The 15,451-nt window shown below is 70.5% G+C and carries 16 protein-coding genes and 1 tRNA gene; 12 read left to right on the forward strand and 5 right to left on the reverse strand.

Annotated elements, in window-relative coordinates; genetic code table 11:
- Positions 1–101 precede the first annotated feature (101 nt).
- Positions 102–1,352, forward strand: a complete 1,251-nt coding sequence (locus AC5L36_RS04230; RefSeq protein ID WP_441214013.1) for a 5'-methylthioadenosine/S-adenosylhomocysteine nucleosidase family protein — start codon at positions 102–104, stop codon at positions 1,350–1,352.
- 139 nt (positions 1,353–1,491) lie between these two features.
- Here AC5L36_RS04230 and AC5L36_RS04235 read toward each other — a convergent pair whose 3' ends face one another.
- The gene (locus AC5L36_RS04235; RefSeq protein WP_441214014.1) at positions 1,492–2,439 is read right to left on the reverse strand and encodes an HNH endonuclease; all 948 of its coding nucleotides are present in this window, start codon (positions 2,437–2,439) and stop codon (positions 1,492–1,494) included.
- Positions 2,440–2,764: 325 nt separating this feature from the next.
- On the opposite strand from AC5L36_RS04235, the gene AC5L36_RS04240 reads away from it, so the two are divergent.
- Positions 2,765–2,837: transfer RNA gene (locus AC5L36_RS04240), tRNA-Arg, on the forward strand.
- Here AC5L36_RS04240 and AC5L36_RS04245 read toward each other — a convergent pair.
- Together AC5L36_RS04245 and AC5L36_RS04250 are read right to left on the reverse strand one after the other, a co-directional pair.
- On the reverse strand, positions 2,799–3,125 hold the full coding sequence (locus AC5L36_RS04245; RefSeq protein ID WP_441214475.1) for a UPF0158 family protein: 327 nt from the start codon (positions 3,123–3,125) through the stop codon (positions 2,799–2,801). The genes AC5L36_RS04240 and AC5L36_RS04245 overlap by 39 nt on opposite strands.
- Before the next feature lie 153 nt (positions 3,126–3,278).
- Positions 3,279–4,688 carry a plasmid pRiA4b ORF-3 family protein gene (locus AC5L36_RS04250; RefSeq protein WP_441214015.1) on the reverse strand — a complete coding sequence of 470 codons (1,410 nt, stop codon included), beginning with the start codon at positions 4,686–4,688 and terminating at the stop codon, positions 3,279–3,281.
- A 153-nt stretch (positions 4,689–4,841) separates the two neighbouring features.
- Between AC5L36_RS04250 and AC5L36_RS04255 the strand changes: the two genes are divergently transcribed.
- Complete coding sequence (locus tag AC5L36_RS04255) at positions 4,842–5,288, forward strand: macro domain-containing protein (RefSeq protein WP_441214016.1); 447 nt, start codon at positions 4,842–4,844, stop codon at positions 5,286–5,288.
- Positions 5,289–5,304: 16 nt separating this feature from the next.
- On the opposite strand, the gene AC5L36_RS04260 is transcribed toward AC5L36_RS04255, so the two are convergent.
- Positions 5,305–6,003, reverse strand: a complete 699-nt coding sequence (locus tag AC5L36_RS04260; protein ID WP_441214017.1) for a CTP synthase C-terminal region-related (seleno)protein — start codon at positions 6,001–6,003, stop codon at positions 5,305–5,307.
- A 75-nt stretch (positions 6,004–6,078) separates the two neighbouring features.
- Between AC5L36_RS04260 and AC5L36_RS04265 the strand changes: the two genes are divergently transcribed.
- The 5 genes from AC5L36_RS04265 to AC5L36_RS04285 are packed head-to-tail and all read left to right on the forward strand — an operon-like array spanning position 6,079 to position 10,485.
- Complete coding sequence (locus AC5L36_RS04265) at positions 6,079–7,179, forward strand: LysR family transcriptional regulator (protein WP_441214018.1); 1,101 nt, start codon at positions 6,079–6,081, stop codon at positions 7,177–7,179.
- 43 nt (positions 7,180–7,222) lie between these two features.
- On the forward strand, positions 7,223–7,768 hold the full coding sequence (locus tag AC5L36_RS04270) for a cysteine hydrolase family protein (protein WP_441214019.1): 546 nt from the start codon (positions 7,223–7,225) through the stop codon (positions 7,766–7,768).
- Positions 7,765–8,676 (forward strand): GlxA family transcriptional regulator, encoded by a 912-nt coding sequence (locus tag AC5L36_RS04275; protein WP_441214020.1) that lies wholly within the window; start codon positions 7,765–7,767, stop codon positions 8,674–8,676. The genes AC5L36_RS04270 and AC5L36_RS04275 overlap by 4 nt, the downstream gene beginning before the upstream one ends.
- 58 nt (positions 8,677–8,734) lie before the next feature.
- On the forward strand, positions 8,735–9,850 hold the full coding sequence (locus AC5L36_RS04280; protein ID WP_441214021.1) for a sensor histidine kinase: 1,116 nt from the start codon (positions 8,735–8,737) through the stop codon (positions 9,848–9,850).
- Complete coding sequence (locus AC5L36_RS04285) at positions 9,841–10,485, forward strand: response regulator (protein ID WP_441214022.1); 645 nt, start codon at positions 9,841–9,843, stop codon at positions 10,483–10,485. The genes AC5L36_RS04280 and AC5L36_RS04285 overlap by 10 nt, the downstream gene beginning before the upstream one ends.
- On the opposite strand, the gene AC5L36_RS04290 is transcribed toward AC5L36_RS04285, so the two are convergent.
- The gene (locus tag AC5L36_RS04290; RefSeq protein ID WP_441214023.1) at positions 10,466–11,098 is read right to left on the reverse strand and encodes a DedA family protein; all 633 of its coding nucleotides are present in this window, start codon (positions 11,096–11,098) and stop codon (positions 10,466–10,468) included. The two genes, AC5L36_RS04285 and AC5L36_RS04290, sit on opposite strands and share 20 nt — an antisense overlap.
- Positions 11,099–11,181: 83 nt before the next feature.
- Here AC5L36_RS04290 and AC5L36_RS04295 point away from each other — a divergent pair, with 83 nt between their 5' ends.
- From AC5L36_RS04295 to AC5L36_RS04310, 4 genes are read left to right on the forward strand one after another with little or no spacing between them, the layout of a single operon-like run.
- Entirely contained in the window at positions 11,182–11,874 is a 693-nt protein-coding gene (locus tag AC5L36_RS04295; RefSeq protein WP_441214025.1) for an ArsR/SmtB family transcription factor, read from the forward strand.
- 11 nt (positions 11,875–11,885) lie between these two features.
- Positions 11,886–12,140, forward strand: a complete 255-nt coding sequence (locus tag AC5L36_RS04300; protein WP_441214026.1) for a Smr/MutS family protein — start codon at positions 11,886–11,888, stop codon at positions 12,138–12,140.
- A gap of 41 nt (positions 12,141–12,181) precedes the next feature.
- Positions 12,182–12,922, forward strand: a complete 741-nt coding sequence (locus AC5L36_RS04305) for a ZIP family metal transporter (RefSeq protein ID WP_441214027.1) — start codon at positions 12,182–12,184, stop codon at positions 12,920–12,922.
- Between the two features lie 57 nt (positions 12,923–12,979).
- A complete protein-coding gene (locus AC5L36_RS04310) occupies positions 12,980–15,235 on the forward strand; it encodes a glycoside hydrolase family 9 protein (RefSeq protein WP_441214028.1) in 2,256 nt (751 codons plus the stop codon).
- Positions 15,236–15,451 lie beyond the last annotated feature (216 nt).

Here is a 15,451-nt window from a genome sequence, read left to right on the forward strand (position 1 = left end):
TCGAGATCGTGCGGGATCGTTCCAAACCCTCGACCGACTCACGTTTGCGCTGCTCACATGGGCTCCATCCGCGAACGGTCCACGAAACATCAGGGGGTCCAATGGACAACTGGCTCACATTCATGCGCACAGTCGAGTACTGGCAACTTCGCCCCAAGGATTGGGTGCTGGACGAGCAGCGAGCCGTGGCTCTACACGCCGCTCGCGACAGTGCAGTGAATCACTACGGGGGAAGCACTGACCGCGTCGATGTGCTGGTGGTTGCGGCATTGCCGGAGGAGTTCGACGCGGCCAAGGCCGCTGGCCTGGCGAGCGCTCCGGCGGGTCCGGGAGTGCTTCGGTGGGAGGAGCGCGACCTGGACGGTGTCCCACCGTTCCTTCGGGGCGAGTACCGTGTCGATGGGAGGGCTCGATTCACGGTGGCGTTGGCCCGACCGACGCAGATGGGCGGTCGCGCTACAGGACCATTCGCTGCGTCATTGGTCGATCGGTTGTGCCCGTCGTTGCTGGCCATGTGTGGCGTCTGCGCCGGCAACCCCGCAGACACGGCGCTGGGTGACGTCGTGGTCGGCGAGCCCGTCTATGAGTGGGACGAGGGCAGGGTGTTGGCCTCCGGGTTCGAGGGCGATCACCGGCAATTCCGGCTGGAGCCCCGCTGGCTGCGTGCCGCGCAGGACTTCGACCCCAGCCGGTTGGACAGCTACGGCGACGCCAGCGAAGACGAGTCATTGCTCTGGTTTCTCGAACTGTTACACCGCGGGCAGCAGCCACGCAGCCACCCCGCGCGCGACGCCTACTTCCCAAGCGGCACCTGGCAGGGGCGCCTAGCACGGCTGGAGGGAGAAGGTCTGATCCGGCGCGAGCCGACCGGCGAGGCGGCTCTGACCGGCAAGGGGTCCGGCCTCGTACAGCGACGGCTCTACGACGACGTCGACGGGCCGCAGCGGCTTCCGTTTCGCGTGCTCGCCGCGCCAATGGCCAGCGGCAACGCGGTCGTCGCCGATCCCGACGTATGGGGTCGGCTGAGGGCGATGGGCATGCGGAACGTCACCGCCGTCGAGATGGAGGCCGCTACCATCGCGACCATCGCCCATGATCGGGGACTTGACTGGTTCGTCGCCAAGGGTGTCATCGACCACGCAGACACCAGGAAAGACGACCGCTACCGGCAATTCGCCGCCCGCGCCTCAGCGCAAGTCGTGTTCGCCTTGCTGGAACGCCTCGCGGTAAAGACAAAAACGGCCACACAGCGCATGACCGAGTTGGCTCGAACGGCCGGGACCTCCAGTGCGTCTGGTCGCGGACCCGTAGGCGGTTACCGTGCGCCGATGCCCCAGCGGGCGACGACTTGACCTTGCGGGAAAGTCGGACGTCCATGGGTGGTCGCCACTCGGCTGGCACGGAGGATGAGGCCGTTCCTCTGCCGGGTGGTGATCCCCATGTCGGCCGTCGCGTCGCTGGCGCGCGACGGTGGCTCGTCGAGGTCGTGGGTCAGGCGGCGCGGAACTGTGTGTAGCGTTCTTCCAGCCGTTCGGGGTCGGGGTGGTCGCGGCGGGAGCGGGGTAGAAACATTGTGGCGCCGTGCATTTCTTGCAGGCCGTGGCGCAGCATCGGCCCATCGATCTCGGCAAGGATGTCCTGGCGGACCTCCACGACACGGTCGGGTCGGATACCGATGATGTCGGCGTCGTAGGCAGCGTGGTGGATTTTGCACATGGCCAACCCGTTGGGGACGACCGGCTCACCGTGCGGGTGGTGGTCGGGCAGTATGTGCGCGGCGTCCAGCAGGGGCGCGTGCCGCAACCGGCACAGCGCGCAGCGGGATTCGTAGGCGCGTAGGACTTTGGGACGGAACAGCACCTGGTGCAGTCGCTGGAGGGTCAGGCGGCGGGTGTAGCGGCGGTCCAGCGGCGTGTCCGCACCGGAATCCTCGTCGTCGGGGTACTGGCCGAGGCCCACCCCGAACTCGTGTGCCGTCTGGTCTTCGTCCACTAGGTACACCGGGTAGATGGCTTGGTAGACGCCGCGGGCGACGGGATAGAAGTAGGCCAGCGGGGCTTGGCGTCGCATCGCCTCGCGCAAGGCTCGGTTGTCCGGGTGGTTCGGGTCGGTGCCGCGCCATTTGTAGCGCAGGCTGCCGTCCTGGCTGACCTCGTCGGCGTAGGGTGCCTCAGCTCCCGGTGGGGTCCAGGTGGTGCGGATGGTCAACGCCGCGTCGAGCTGCGCCGGCTTGCGAATGCCGGGCTGGACGATCAGCCGCATCGGGGCGTCCGCGAACACAAACGAGTTGATCACCTCGGAGGGAGCGCCGTCCGGGTGAGCGGCACTGACTCGGCTCAGATGGGCGAACATCGCCGCGCGCAGTTGCGCGTCCAGATCCCCGCTGCCGCCCACACGGCCTTTATAGTCCACCGCTCGGTGGGACGGGGAGTCGGACACACGGCTGTTATGGGCGGGCGACCGGTGGCTTCGGCGAGGCCCGGCTGGAATCGGAACCGCCCGCCGTCATTGCCCAGCGGTTCATGCCAGAGCCATCCGCCGTCGAAAGAGCAGCGGGTTTCCATGTGTGCTCGGATGTGGCAGCAATGGAGATCGGCGCCGGCCGGCGGCCGTTGGTGACGATCAGCGACGTCCGGCACGAACCAAGATCATGCCGGGCTGTGCGATCGGTTCGTGCTCCGCCGGTCGACGTTGGGACGCTCGGCGGCCGTCGGCGCTCCCCGGCGCTCGTCAGCAACCGCTGGCAGGTAGCCTAGGGAGCCGCGCCCTCGTAGCTCAGGGGATAGAGCAACGGTTTCCTAAACCGTGTGTCGCAAGTTCGAATCTTGCCGGGGGCACACCCAGACGACTTCCCATAACTGGAGTTGGTTAGGGCAGCGGCGGCTCCGCGCGCTCGGCCAGGAAGCGCTCACCGTCCGCCTCGGCGACGAGCCGTTGTCGACCAGCCACGCTACGGCCCGGCGCTGGGCTCGGCTCTCCCGGTAGGCGTTCCACACCGCCACCAGATCCGGGTACTCCTCGTACAGCTCCTCCCTGAAGCGCCGGAACGCGCCACGTCCTCGGATGGCGCGCTCCAGCCTTCGCTGGGCCTGCTCGTTGCTGATCCCGTCGGCGAAGTCGGCCATGTCGGTGTACCAGACGCGTGACGGGGTTGACCATCGATGCCGGCGTCGGAGGTCCAGTACACGATCTCGCCGGTCTTCGCGTTGACCGGCCACCGGTGCGCCAGCGCTGCCGCGATCTGGTCGAGGTCGAGCCTGGCCAAGTCGAGCAAAATGTCACCGTAGTTTGGCGAGCGCCTTGTTTACCTCGTCGGGGTCGAAGGCGGCCGGGTCGAAGTGGGTGGCGTCGTCCCAGCCCATCCACTCCAGCCGGTCCTGGTGGTCGGGGTGCGCTGGGTTGGTAAGGATTTCCACTAGGTGTTCGTATCCCCAGACGCCGCCGCAGTCGTCGGGTGGCGCGGCGCGGCGGCCGCCGACGCAGCGGGGGTAGGTCTGTGTCGGGTCGGGGTCGAGCACCTCTTCCACCAGGATTTCGTGTGACCAGTTGTCACCGAAGTCGTAGGTGTACCGGAGCTTGTCTTTGGCTTGCGGGGCGACCTGCTCCAGGGTGACGGGCTTTTCGGCCCTGTGCCCTAGCTCGCGGTCCGCGGTGCCGAAGTCGCCGTACGGTGTCTCGAATACGTGTAGGTGACTGTCGTCCCAGCCGAATGCGACCTGGATGGTCCGGTGAAGTTTGGCCAGGCTGATGTCGGCGGGCACGAGGAGGCGTCGCCAGATCGGCGGCTTGGTGTCGCGCAGTCCGATCTTGATCTGGTAGATCGGTGCGGTGCCGTCCGACGTCTGGCGCTTGGCCGGCAGTTTGGTCGGCGTCCGTCCTCCTGCCGATTGGGCGGCTAGATAGGCCATGTCGGCCACCAGGCCGGCGTGCCTGCCGTCTTGGTGGTGTGGACGCGCGTCGGCCGGCTTGCGGGGCATTGGCAGGACGGCCAGCCTGGACCGCACCACTGTCGCGGAGACCGGGAACGGCGGCCCTGCCGCGTCCTCCTCGTCCTCGTCCTCGAACGGCGCGGTGTCGGCGGGACCTTCCTGTTCGTGTACGGCCCGTGCGGCCAGCGCGTCTTCGACGTACCAGCGGAACTCGGCCGGGTCGAGTGCCTCGGTCGTGACGACCTGGCTGTCCTCGCGCAGCTCCTCCAGCACCTCGGGCAGGTCGTCGGCGTCCACGAAGAAAATCTCAGCGGCGATGCCGCAGTCCAGGTGGTCGACGATCACGATGAACGCGTGCGCCTGGTCGGCCCGGCGGAACGTGGCGACTAGCACCGACATTGTGTTGGCGTGGCCGCGCATCCGCGTGCAGTCGGTGAGCTGAAGCGGCGCGGCCAGATTAGCGGCCCATGCCGGTTTCGGGATGCCTGTGGACGCCAGCCGGTCGGCCGCGGCCGCGGCGGCCTTGGTGATCTGGTCGTGCGTGCCGGATGCGAGCGCGCCGACCGAGAGCAGCAGCGCGAGCGCGCCAGGGCCTGGCTTGGCCTCGACCTGAGGGATGAGCTCGTCGACCAACAAGGGCACCAGGTCATCCTCGGATTCGGAAACCACGGTCAGCACCGTCGCGCCGGCCAGTTCCGCCTCGAGCGCGTCGTCGGTGTCGGTCATGGCGGCCACGCCGTCGAGCATTTCGCTGAGCATTTGCGAGAGGTCGACGTCTTCGCCTGAGCACACTGGGCAGTCGCACGCGTTCGTCACGGAGCACAGTTTGCTCCTGGCGCGCCGGTCCCGCGTGCCCGGGTCACCCTGGGGGAGGACGCATGAAGATCGATGGGGCCGGGCAGACTCTCCGGCATGACGTTCACCATGGTGACGGGCGACCTTTTCCAGCTCGGCCTGCCCGCGCTCGGGCACGGGTGTAACTGCACCGGTGCGATGGGGGCGGGCATCGCGGTCGAGTTTCGGCGGCGGTTTCCGCAGATGTACGAGGAGTACCGCGAGCTGTGCCAGAAGGGTGAGTTTCAGCTCGGCGACATCTTCGTCTGGGAGGCGCCCGACGTGGTGGTCTACAACCTGGCGACGCAGCCGATCCCGCGGCCCTCGGCCACCCTGGAAGCGATAGACACAAGCATCCGGGCGGCGCTCGCCGACGCCGCCGGCCGCGGGTTGCCGCGCCTTGGCGTGCCGCGGATCGGGGCCGGGCTGGGCGGCCTCAAGTGGGTGGACGTCGCCGAGGTGCTGGCTAACGCAGGAGAGGACAGCCCGGTCGAGCTTGTCGCGGTGTCACTTCCGACACCCTGAAAACCTGAAAACAGCCTCACTGCCGAACCCGTGAGCTCGCCGCCTCGGCGAAGGCGCGCACGATCGGGTGGGCGCGGGTGCCGTCGCCGGCCAGCTCGGGTTGAAACAGCGTCGCCAGGAAGAACGGGTGCTCGGGCAGCTCGGCCACCCGCACCTCGCCCTCCTCGTCGAAGCCGGTGAAGCGCATCCCGCCGGCGCGCAGCGCGTCCAGCCGGCCGGGGTCGAGGCCGTAAGCGCAGAAGTACCGTTCCACGGTCCGCGTCGTGCCGAGCACACGGCCGGCCAGTGAGTCGGGTTCCACGCGTACCGCCGCGTCGTGGCCGGCCAGCGAGCAGGCCAGTGGAACGATCAACAGGTCCTCCGACGCGGGGTTGTTTTCGCCGTGCTGGGCGGTGGCCATGCCGCACACGTCGCGTGCGTACTCCAGCAGCGCGTGCTGGAAGCCGCCGCAGGTGCCCAGAAACGGGATGTCCCGCTCGCGGGCGGTGCGCACGGCGGTGACCGCGCCGTCCTCGCTGCGGTACGGGCTGCCGGGCAGCAGCCACACCCCGTCGAAGCCTGCGATCGTCGGCTCGTCCACCTCGTCGGTGGAAAGCCAATACGCGTCGAGGTCGAGGTGGTCGCGGCCGTGCAGCGCCGCGAGCAGCGTGGGGATGCGGACATGCGAGCGGACGTGCGGCGAGCGGTCGCCGACAAGCGCGAGGCGGGTGGTCATGCCAGCATCCTTCATCGGGTACCGCGTTAAGCGCCAACGATGATTCGTGACCGGTCGATAAGCAACACTGATGGGGTGGATCCGCATCTGCTACGCACGTTCGTGGCGGTGGCGCAGCGGGCGTCGTTTTCGGCGGCGGCGCGGCACCTCGGCTACACGCAGTCGGCGGTGTCGCAGCACATCGCCACGCTGGAAGACGACCTCGGCGTGACGCTGCTGCATCGCCGTCCTGTCGCGCCGACCGAGGCGGGGGCGCGGCTGCTGGAGCACGCGATCCCGATCCTGCTGCACCTGGACGCGGCGCGGGCAGACGTGCGCCGTTCCGCGATGGAGCCGGCCGGGGTGCTGAGGGTGGGGGCTTGCGCGCTCGCGGGGTTCCATGTCGGGGTTGCCTTTGCGGAGGCGCGGCGGGTGCGGCCCGGTCTCGGCCTTGTGCTGTGCGTGGCCGGGCGGGACGCGGTGGTGGCGGGGGTCGCGGCGGGTGACCTCGACGTGGGCTTCGTCGACGGGGTGGCCGCGCCGACCGATCCGCTGCGGCTGGGCGACCTGGCCGGGCTGACCACGGTGGCGGCCGCGGAGGAGCCATGCGTGGTGCTGCTGCCTGCCGGCCATCCGCTCGCGGGGCGGGCCGGCCTGCGGCTCGACGACCTCGTCGACGCGCGGTGGATCGACGCGCCTGACGTGGGCGCGCCGCTGGCCGACCTGCGGGCGGCGGTGGGTAGCGACGGCATCCGGGGCACGGTCCGCTACGAGGGCTGCGACGTCCGGACGCTGGTCGCGCTCGTCGCCGCCGATCATGGGCTTGCGATCTTGCCAAAGCGGGCCGCGCCGCAGGCCACGCCCCCGCCCGAGGCGCGGCCCGCCTCCGGGGCGCAGGTCGCCTCCGGGACGCAGGTCGTCCCCGCGCGGCAGGCCGCGGCCCCCGCGCCGGAATCCGCGTCGGCGGCGCGGCCCGCCTCCGGGGCGCAGGCCGTCCCCGCGCAGCAGGCCGCCGCGCCGCAGCCGGCATCCGGAGAACAGGCCGCACTCGGTGGACAGCACGCTTCCACGGGGAGCGACGGCATCGTGGCCGTGCCGCTCACGAGCCCGCGGCTCGTCTACCGCACGGAGATCGTCCACGGGCACCTCACTCAGGCGGCCGCCGCCTTGACCGGATCGTTCCGCATCCGGGCATGATGGTGTCTTCTGGCGGGCCCTGCCGCCGGGTCAGGATCGGAGCATGCGGAGCGCACTCGTCGTCATCGACGTCCAGGAATCGTTTCGGCAGCGGCCCAACTGGCGGCACGCCAGCCGGCCCGATATCGCCGACCAGGTCGGTCGGCTTGTCGCGGCCGCGCGTGGCCGGGGCGAGCTGGTGGTCTGGGTGCTGCACGCCGAGCCGGACACCGGTGACGTGTTCGACCCGGCGTTGGGCTTCGTGCGGCTGATGGACGGGCTCAAGCCCGAGCCCGGCGAGCCGACGCTGACCAAGACGTCGCACAACGCGTTCACCACGACCAACCTCCAGCAGCTGCTCACTTCCCGCGGGGTCGGCGCGGTGACCATCTGCGGCATCCGCACCGAGCAGTGCTGCGAGACCACCGCGCGGGTGGCGTCCGACTTCGGGTACGAGGTGACGTTCGCGATCGACGCGACCGCGACCACCCCGATCGAGCACCCGTCCGGGCGCACGCTGGGTGTCGAGGAGATCCTGGAACGCACCGAGTACGTGCTCGCCGGCCGCTTCGCCACGGTCAAGACGGTGGACGAACTGACCAGATCGTGACCCGCGTCGTCTTCCTGCTCGTCCCGGACGTGCACCTGCTCGACCTGGCCGGCCCGGCGCAGGTCTTCCACACCGCGGCCGGCGTCGGGTACGACTACCGCCTCACCTACGTGGCCGAGCGGGAAGAGGTGCCGACCGCGCAGGGCGTGCCGCTGCGGGCGAGCGTGCAGTGGCCCGAGCTGGGCCCGGACGACCTGATCGTGGTGCCGGGGTGGCGGGCGATGGCGCTGGAGGGCACCGGGCGGCTGGCGGCCGCGACGCTCGAACGCCTTGTCGCGCATCACCGCGCGGGTGGCACGGTGGCGAGCGTGTGCGCGGGCGCCGACGCGTTGGGGCGGGTGGGGCTGCTGGACGGCCGGCGCTGCACCACCCACCACCAGCTCCAGGACGAGCTGGCCCGCCGGTACCCGCGGGCGGCCGTGGTGCGCGACGTGCTGTACGTGGTCGACGACCGGGTGGTCACCTCGGCCGGTATCGCCAGCGGCATCGACCTGGCCCTGCACCTGATCGCGGTGCGGCACGGGCCGGGTGTCGCGGCGCGGGTGGCCCGCGAGATGGTCGTGTACGCCCGACGCAACGGCGACGAGCAGCAGTCCAGCGCGATGCTGCGGCACCGGGCGCATGTGAGCGAGGTGGCGCACCGGGTGCAGGACCTGATCGACGCCCGGTTCGCCGACCGGCTGTCGCTGGCCGACCTGGCCGCCGCGTCGGGGGTCAGCGAGCGCACGCTGACCCGCGTCTTCGGGCGGGCGACCGGCACGACGCCGCTGCGCTACCAGCAGCTGCTGCGGGTGGAGCGGGCCGAGCACCTGATCGGTCACGGCTCGACGGTGGAGTCGGCGGCGCGGGCGGTGGGCTTCCAGGACGCCCGCATGCTGCGCCGGCTCCGCGGCAGGGAAACCCGATGACGGGGCAGGAAAACCCCACGACCCGCCCTGTGGAAAACCGCAACGCTAGCCTCGCCTTGTGGTGGCGACGTGGTTTCGGGTGGGCATCGGGGTGCTGCTCGGCGCCGTCACCGGCCTCGTCGAGCTCGTCTACCTGATCTGGGCCGGCATCATCCTGATCCCGGCGTGGCCGCAGCCGCGTACCCGGCGGGCGGCCGTGCAGCGGATCCAGGCCGGCGCCCGCAACCTGGCCGAGGTGGAGCGGTGGCGGCTGGCCGCGTTCCTGCGCGCGGAGAACGCCAGCGACTACACCGGCGGCCGCGCCGTGGAGTACCTGGTGCTGCGGTGGGCGGTGGGTCTGCTCGGCGGTGTGATCCTGCTGCTTTTCCTCTACGGCGTGGCGGTGGGCGTTTTCTGGACCCGCGACCTGCTCGTCGGCCGCAGCACCGCGCTCCTGGCGATGGCGCAGGTCGGGCTGGGCGTCATCGGGCTCTTTTTGAGCGTGCAGGGTTTCGCCGGCATCGCGGCGATCGAGCGGCGGCTGGCCCGGCGCTTTCTCGGGCCGAGCACCCGCGAGGTGCTGGAGCGGCGGATCACCGAGCTTTCCACCAGCCGCGCCGGTGTCGTCGCGGCCGTCGACGCCGAGCGCCGGCGCATTGAACGCGACCTGCACGACGGGGTACAGCAGCGGCTCGTCGCGCTCGGCATGCTGCTCGGGCGGGCCCGCCGCGCGCCGGACAACAGCCTGCTGATCGCCCAGGCGCACGAGGAGACCCAGCACATCCTCGACGAGCTGCGCGACGTGGCCTGGCGCGCGTACCCGGCGGCGCTGGACAACCTCGGCCTGCACGAGGCGCTGCTGCGGGTGGCCGAGCGGGCCGGCATCGCGGTGCGGCTGCGCTACGAGCTGGCCGAGCGCCCACCGACCGCGGTCGAGACCGCCGCGTACTTCGTGGTCTCCGAAGCCGTCACCAACGCCGCCAAGCACGCACACGCCCAGGAGGTCACCGTGGACATCGCGCAGGCCGGCACGCTGACCATCCGGGTCCGCGACGACGGCGTCGGCGGCGCCGACCCCGGCGGGAGCGGCCTTTCCGGCCTGGCGCGGCGGGTGGCGGCGCTGGATGGGAAGTTCACTGTGGACAGCCCGGCCGGCGGGCCGACGGTGATCGTGGCGGAGCTGCCATGCGCGTGACGCTCGCCGAAGACTCCACGCTGCTGCGCGAGGGCCTTGTGCGGCTGCTGGCCGAGGAGGGGCACGAGGTGGTGGCCGCGGTCGGCGACGGTGACGCGCTGCTGGCCGCCGTGGCCGCCGAGCAGCCGGACGTGGTGGTGGTCGACGTGCGCATGCCACCCACCCACACCGACGAGGGCCTGCGCGCCGCGCTCCAGATCCGCGAGCGGTGGCCAGGGGTGGGCGTGCTGGTGCTGTCCCAGTACGTGGAGAAGCGGTACGCCGTCGACCTGCTCACCGGCCAGCCGGAGGGGGTCGGGTACCTGCTCAAGGACCGGGTGGCCCAGGTGGGGGAGTTCCTGGACGCGCTGGTGCGGGTGGCCGGCGGGGGCGCCGCGTTCGACCCGGAGGTGGTGCGGCAGCTGCTGGCCCGCACCACGCACACCGACCCGATCAGCCGCCTCACCGAGCGCGAACGCACCGTGCTGGACCACATGGCGCAGGGCCACACCAACGCCACGATCGCCGAGCAGCTGCACGTGTCGCAGAGCGCGGTCGAGAAGCACGTCAACGCGATCTTCGACAAGCTGGACCTGTCGCACGTCACCGGATACAGCCGGCGGGTGCTGGCGGTACTCAGGTATCTCGGCTCTTGATCTTGCGCAGGCGGGCGGTGACGAACCAGCCCACCGCGACCACGACGGCGCCGATCACCACCCACTGGAGCCAGCCGGCGTAGCCCTCGACCACCCGCCAGTTTTCGCCGAGCATGTAGCCGGCGACGATGAAGGCGGTGTTCCAGATCAGGCTGCCCAGCGTGGTGAGCAGCGCAAACGAGAGCAGCGGCATCCGTTCGATGCCGGCCGGGATGGAGATGAAACTCCGGAAGACCGGGAGCATCCGCCCGAAGAACACCGCCTTGGCGCCATGCCGGGCAAACCACTCCTCGCTGCGGTCGACGTCCGAAACCTCCACCAGCGGCACGCGCGCGGCGATCGCCCGCATCCGGTCGCGGCCGAGCCACGCGCCCAGCCCGTAGAGCACCAGCGCGCCGGTGAGCGAACCGATCGTGGTCCACACGACCGCCGCCACGAGACTGATCTCACCCTGGCTGGCGGTGAAGCCGGCCAGCGGCAGGATCAGCTCGCTGGGCAGGGGCGGGAAGAGGTTTTCCAGCGCCACGGCCAGGCCGGCGCCGGGAGCACCCAGCGCCTCCATCAGCCCGATCGCCCAGCCGGCGAGGCCACCGGGTTCACTTTGCTCGATCATCGTCTTGCAGTTATTACCCATGCCGGCCGTTTCATGCCTTGTTTCGGCGGGCGCCGAAGTATGCCGCGCGCATGATGGGTGGCATGACGCCACCCCTGGCCCGGTTCGCGGGGCTGCTCGCGGACGGCACGCGGGCCACGTTCTGCATGGCCCTGCTCGACGGCCGGGCCTGGACCGCGGGCGAGCTGGCCCGCTACGCGGGCGTCGCCGCGTCGACCGCCAGCGAACACCTCACCCTCCTGGTCGCCGGCGGCCTGCTGGCCGAGGAACACCAGGGCCGCCACCGCTACGTGCGGCTGGCCACGCCGCGGGTGGCCGAGCTGATCGAGGAGATGTCGGTGTACGCGGACGCCGGCTCGCCCGCGCCACCGACGTCCCTGCGCGGCGCGGTCGCCAGCGCGGCGATGGCCAGGGCCCGCACCTGCTACGACCACCTGGCCGGCCGCCTGGGCGTGCGGGTCACGGAGGCGATGGCCGCGCGGGGCCTGCTGGGCACCGCGGACGGCTTCGTGCTGACCGCGCGGGGTCGCGGATGGCTGGAGTCCGAGGTCGGCGCCACCCTCGGCGGGAGCCGGCGGCCGGTGGTGCGGGCCTGCCTGGACTGGACCGAACGCCGCCCCCACCTGGCCGGCGCCGCCGGCGCGGCGCTGTGCCGGCGGCTGCACGAACGCGGCTGGGTGGTGCGGATCGGCAGCCAGCGGGCGGTGCGGGTGACGCCGGCGGGCGAGGTCGGCCTGCGTGAACTGCTCGGCCTGTCCCCGGCCGACCTCGCCTAATATCGGACGCGATGAAGCTGAAGCTGGACCTGCACGACATCTTCAACCGCGGCCACGACATCGACCGCGCGTTGCGCGGCATCATCGACGAGGCCGTGGCGAAGAAGGCCACGCTCGTGGAGATCATCCCGGGCAAGGGCTCCGGCCAGCTCAAGAAACGCGTGCTGCGCTTCCTGGACCAGAAAGAGATCAAGCAGCTGTACCACCGGGTGGAGAAGGACTCCAAGAACTTCGGCCGCCTGTTCATCCACTTCCGCTGGAAGTAGGGCCGCCGCTTACGGCTGCCTGCGGCGGGCATCAACCCGCGATGGTCGGAGCGTTTGTCTGGGGGCTGCTGGCCGGTAGTTCCCTCGTGCTGGGCGCGGCGATCGTGTCGCTGTTGCGGCCGCAACGCCGCACGGTCGGGCTGGTCATGGGTTTCGGCGCCGGCGTCCTGCTCAGCGCCGTCTCCTTCGAGCTGGTCGACGAGGCGGTGCAGGTAGCCGGCGGTGAGGGCGGCGTGGCGCTGGGGTTCTTCACCGGCGCGGCGGTGTTCCTCGGCGGCGATCTCATGATCAGCCGGCTGGGCCACCGTGACCGTGGACGCGGTGGCGCCGCACCCACGGGCGCCCTGGGCATCGTGCTGGGCATCGTGCTCGACGGCGTGCCCGAGTCGGCGGTGATCGGCCTGACGCTGCTCCAGGCCGGCACGGTCGGCGTGTCGATACTCGTGGCCGTCTTCATCTCCAACGTCCCCGAATCCGTCGCGGCCACCAGCGGGCTGCGCCAGCAGGGCTGGCCCTGGTCGCGGCTCTACCTGATGTGGTCGGCCACCGCGCTGGTCTGCGCGCTGGCGTCCGCGGCCGGCTACACGATGCTGGACGGCGCCTCGCCACGGCAGCTGGCCTTCACGTTCGCGTTCGCCGGCGGGGCGGTCCTGGCCATGCTCTCCACCACGATGATCCCCGAGGCGTACGAGTCGGCCGGCCGCCTGGCCGGGCTGACCACGACCCTCGGCTTCGGCGCTGCCTATGCCACCACGTGGCTTTCCGAGTCATCGGTCCATTGACACGTCTGAAACACGTTGACAACATGGAGCGATGGTTGGGAGCGCTCCCATCTACCGATGCCCCACCCATCGGGAAGGATCAATGTGACCAGACCCATTGGACGGCTCGCCATAGTCGCCGCGGGCGTCCTGCTCGCCACCGGCCTGACCGCCTCCTCCGCCCAGGCAGAGGGGCCCGAGCAGATCGTCAACGGCACCTTCGACAACGGGCACGCCCCCTGGTGGGGGACTGCCAACATCACCCTAGACTCCAGTAGCGGCCAGCTCTGCGCCGACGTCCCCGGCGGCACCACCCAGCCGTGGGACGTGATCATCGGGCAGGACAACGTGCCCCTGGTCAGCGGGGAGACCTACGCGTACACCTTCTTCGCCACCGCCACCCCGGCCAAGGTCGGCAAGGCGCTCATCCAGCTCCCGGTGGACCCGTGGACACAGTTTCTGAGCGCCAATCCGGAGCTGAGCGTCTCCGGTAACCAGTACACCTACACGTTCACCTCGCCGGTCGACCTGCCCAACGCGCAGGTCGCGTTCCAGATCGGCGGCAGCACCGACCCGTGGCGCTTCTGCGTCGACAACATCTCGCTGACCGGCGGCGCGGTGCAGGAGCCGTACGAGCCGGACACCGGGCCGCGCGTGCGCGTCAACCAGGTCGGCTACCTGCCCAACGGCCCCAAGAACGCCACGCTCGTCACCGAGGCGACCGCGGCCCTGCCGTGGCAGCTGAAGAACGCGGCCGGCAAGGTCGTCGCCGGCGGACGCACCACCCCGCGCGGCGTGGACGCCTCCTCGGGGCAGAACGTGCACAGCCTCGACTTCAGCCGCTACACCAAGGCCGGCACCGGCTACACGATCGTGGCGGACGGGGAAACCAGCCACCCGTTCGACATCGGTGAAGGCTTCTGGGAGAAGCTGCGCACCGACGCGCTGAAGTTCTACTACACCCAGCGCAGCGGCATCGAGATCCTGGACAGCCTGCGCCCCGGCTACGGCCGCCCGGCCGGCCACGTGGGCGTCGCACCCAACCAGGGCGACACCAACGTGCCCTGCCAGCCCGGCGTCTGCGACTACACCCTCGACGTCTCCGGCGGCTGGTACGACGCCGGCGACCACGGCAAGTACGTGGTCAATGGCGGCATCTCGGTGTGGCAGCTGCTGAGCGAGTACGAGCGGTCGCGCGAGCCGTGGAAGCTGCGCGACGGCACGCTGAACATCCCGGAGAGCAGCAACCGGGTGCCGGACATCCTCGACGAGGCGCGCTGGGAGCAGGAGTTCCTGCTGAGCATGCAGGTGCCGGCCGGAAAGCCGCTCGCCGGCATGGCCCACCACAAGATCCACGACCAGACCTGGACCGGGCTGCCGCTGATGCCTCACCTCGACGACCGGCTGCGCGAGCTGCACCCGCCGTCGACCGCGGCGACGCTCAACCTGGCGGCCACCGCGGCGCAGACCGCACGCGTGTTCTGGCGGTACGACAAGGCGTTCGCCCTGCGCAACCTCGCCGCGGCGAAGAGCGCGTGGGCCGCGGCCAAGGCGCACCCGGACATCATCGCCGACCCGGCCGACGGCAACGGCGGTGGCACGTACAGCGACCCGGACGTGAGCGACGAGTTCTACTGGGCCGCGGCCGAGCTGTACATCACCACGGGCGCGCGCGAGTTCAAGGACTTCGTGCTCGCCTCGCCGCACCACACCGCCGACATCTGGCGCGAGCGCGGCTTCGACTGGGGCAACACCGCCCAGCTCGGCCGCATCGACCTCGCCACCCGCCCCAACCACCTGCCCAACCTGCACCGCGTGCGGGCCTCGGTGGTGCAGGGCGCCGACAAGTACCTGGCGACCCAGAAGGCACACCCGTACGGCATCGCGTACGCGCCCAGCGACAACGTGTACGACTGGGGCTCCAACAACCTCATCATCAACAACCTGGTCGTGGTCGCCGCCGCGTACGACCTGACCGGCCGGGATCGCTACCTCGACGGCGTGGTGCAGGGGATGGACTACATCTTCGGCCGCAACGCGCTCAACCAGTCCTATGTGACCGGTTACGGCGAGGTCGCCTCGAAGAACCAGCACAGCCGCTGGTACGCCCGCCAGCTCAACCCCGACCTGCCCAACCCACCGGTCGGCACGCTCTCCGGCGGGCCGAACTCCTCGATCCAGGACCCGGTCGCGCAGCAGAAGCTGCAAGGCTGCGTCGCGCAGTTCTGCTACCTCGACGACATCGAGTCGTGGTCGACCAACGAGCTGACCATCAACTGGAACGCCCCGTTGGCCTGGATCTCGGCGTTCATCGCCGACCAGGGCAAGGGATAAAGCCAGGGCGGGGAGCGGCGCCAGCCGCTCCCCGCCTGTGGCGCGACTGGAACACCAGTGCTGTTATAGCGGCGGTTTAACAGCACTGGTGTTCCAGCCGTCGCCGCACACGCGCACAAAGATTTGAGCTACCGCGACGTCCGTCGTGGTCCAGACCGCTGCTCCCGCGGCCTCACCCGTCCGCCGTTGGTCGCGCTCACCCCAAGAAAACGCCGC

The organism is Phytohabitans sp. LZ39, from assembly GCF_059359075.1.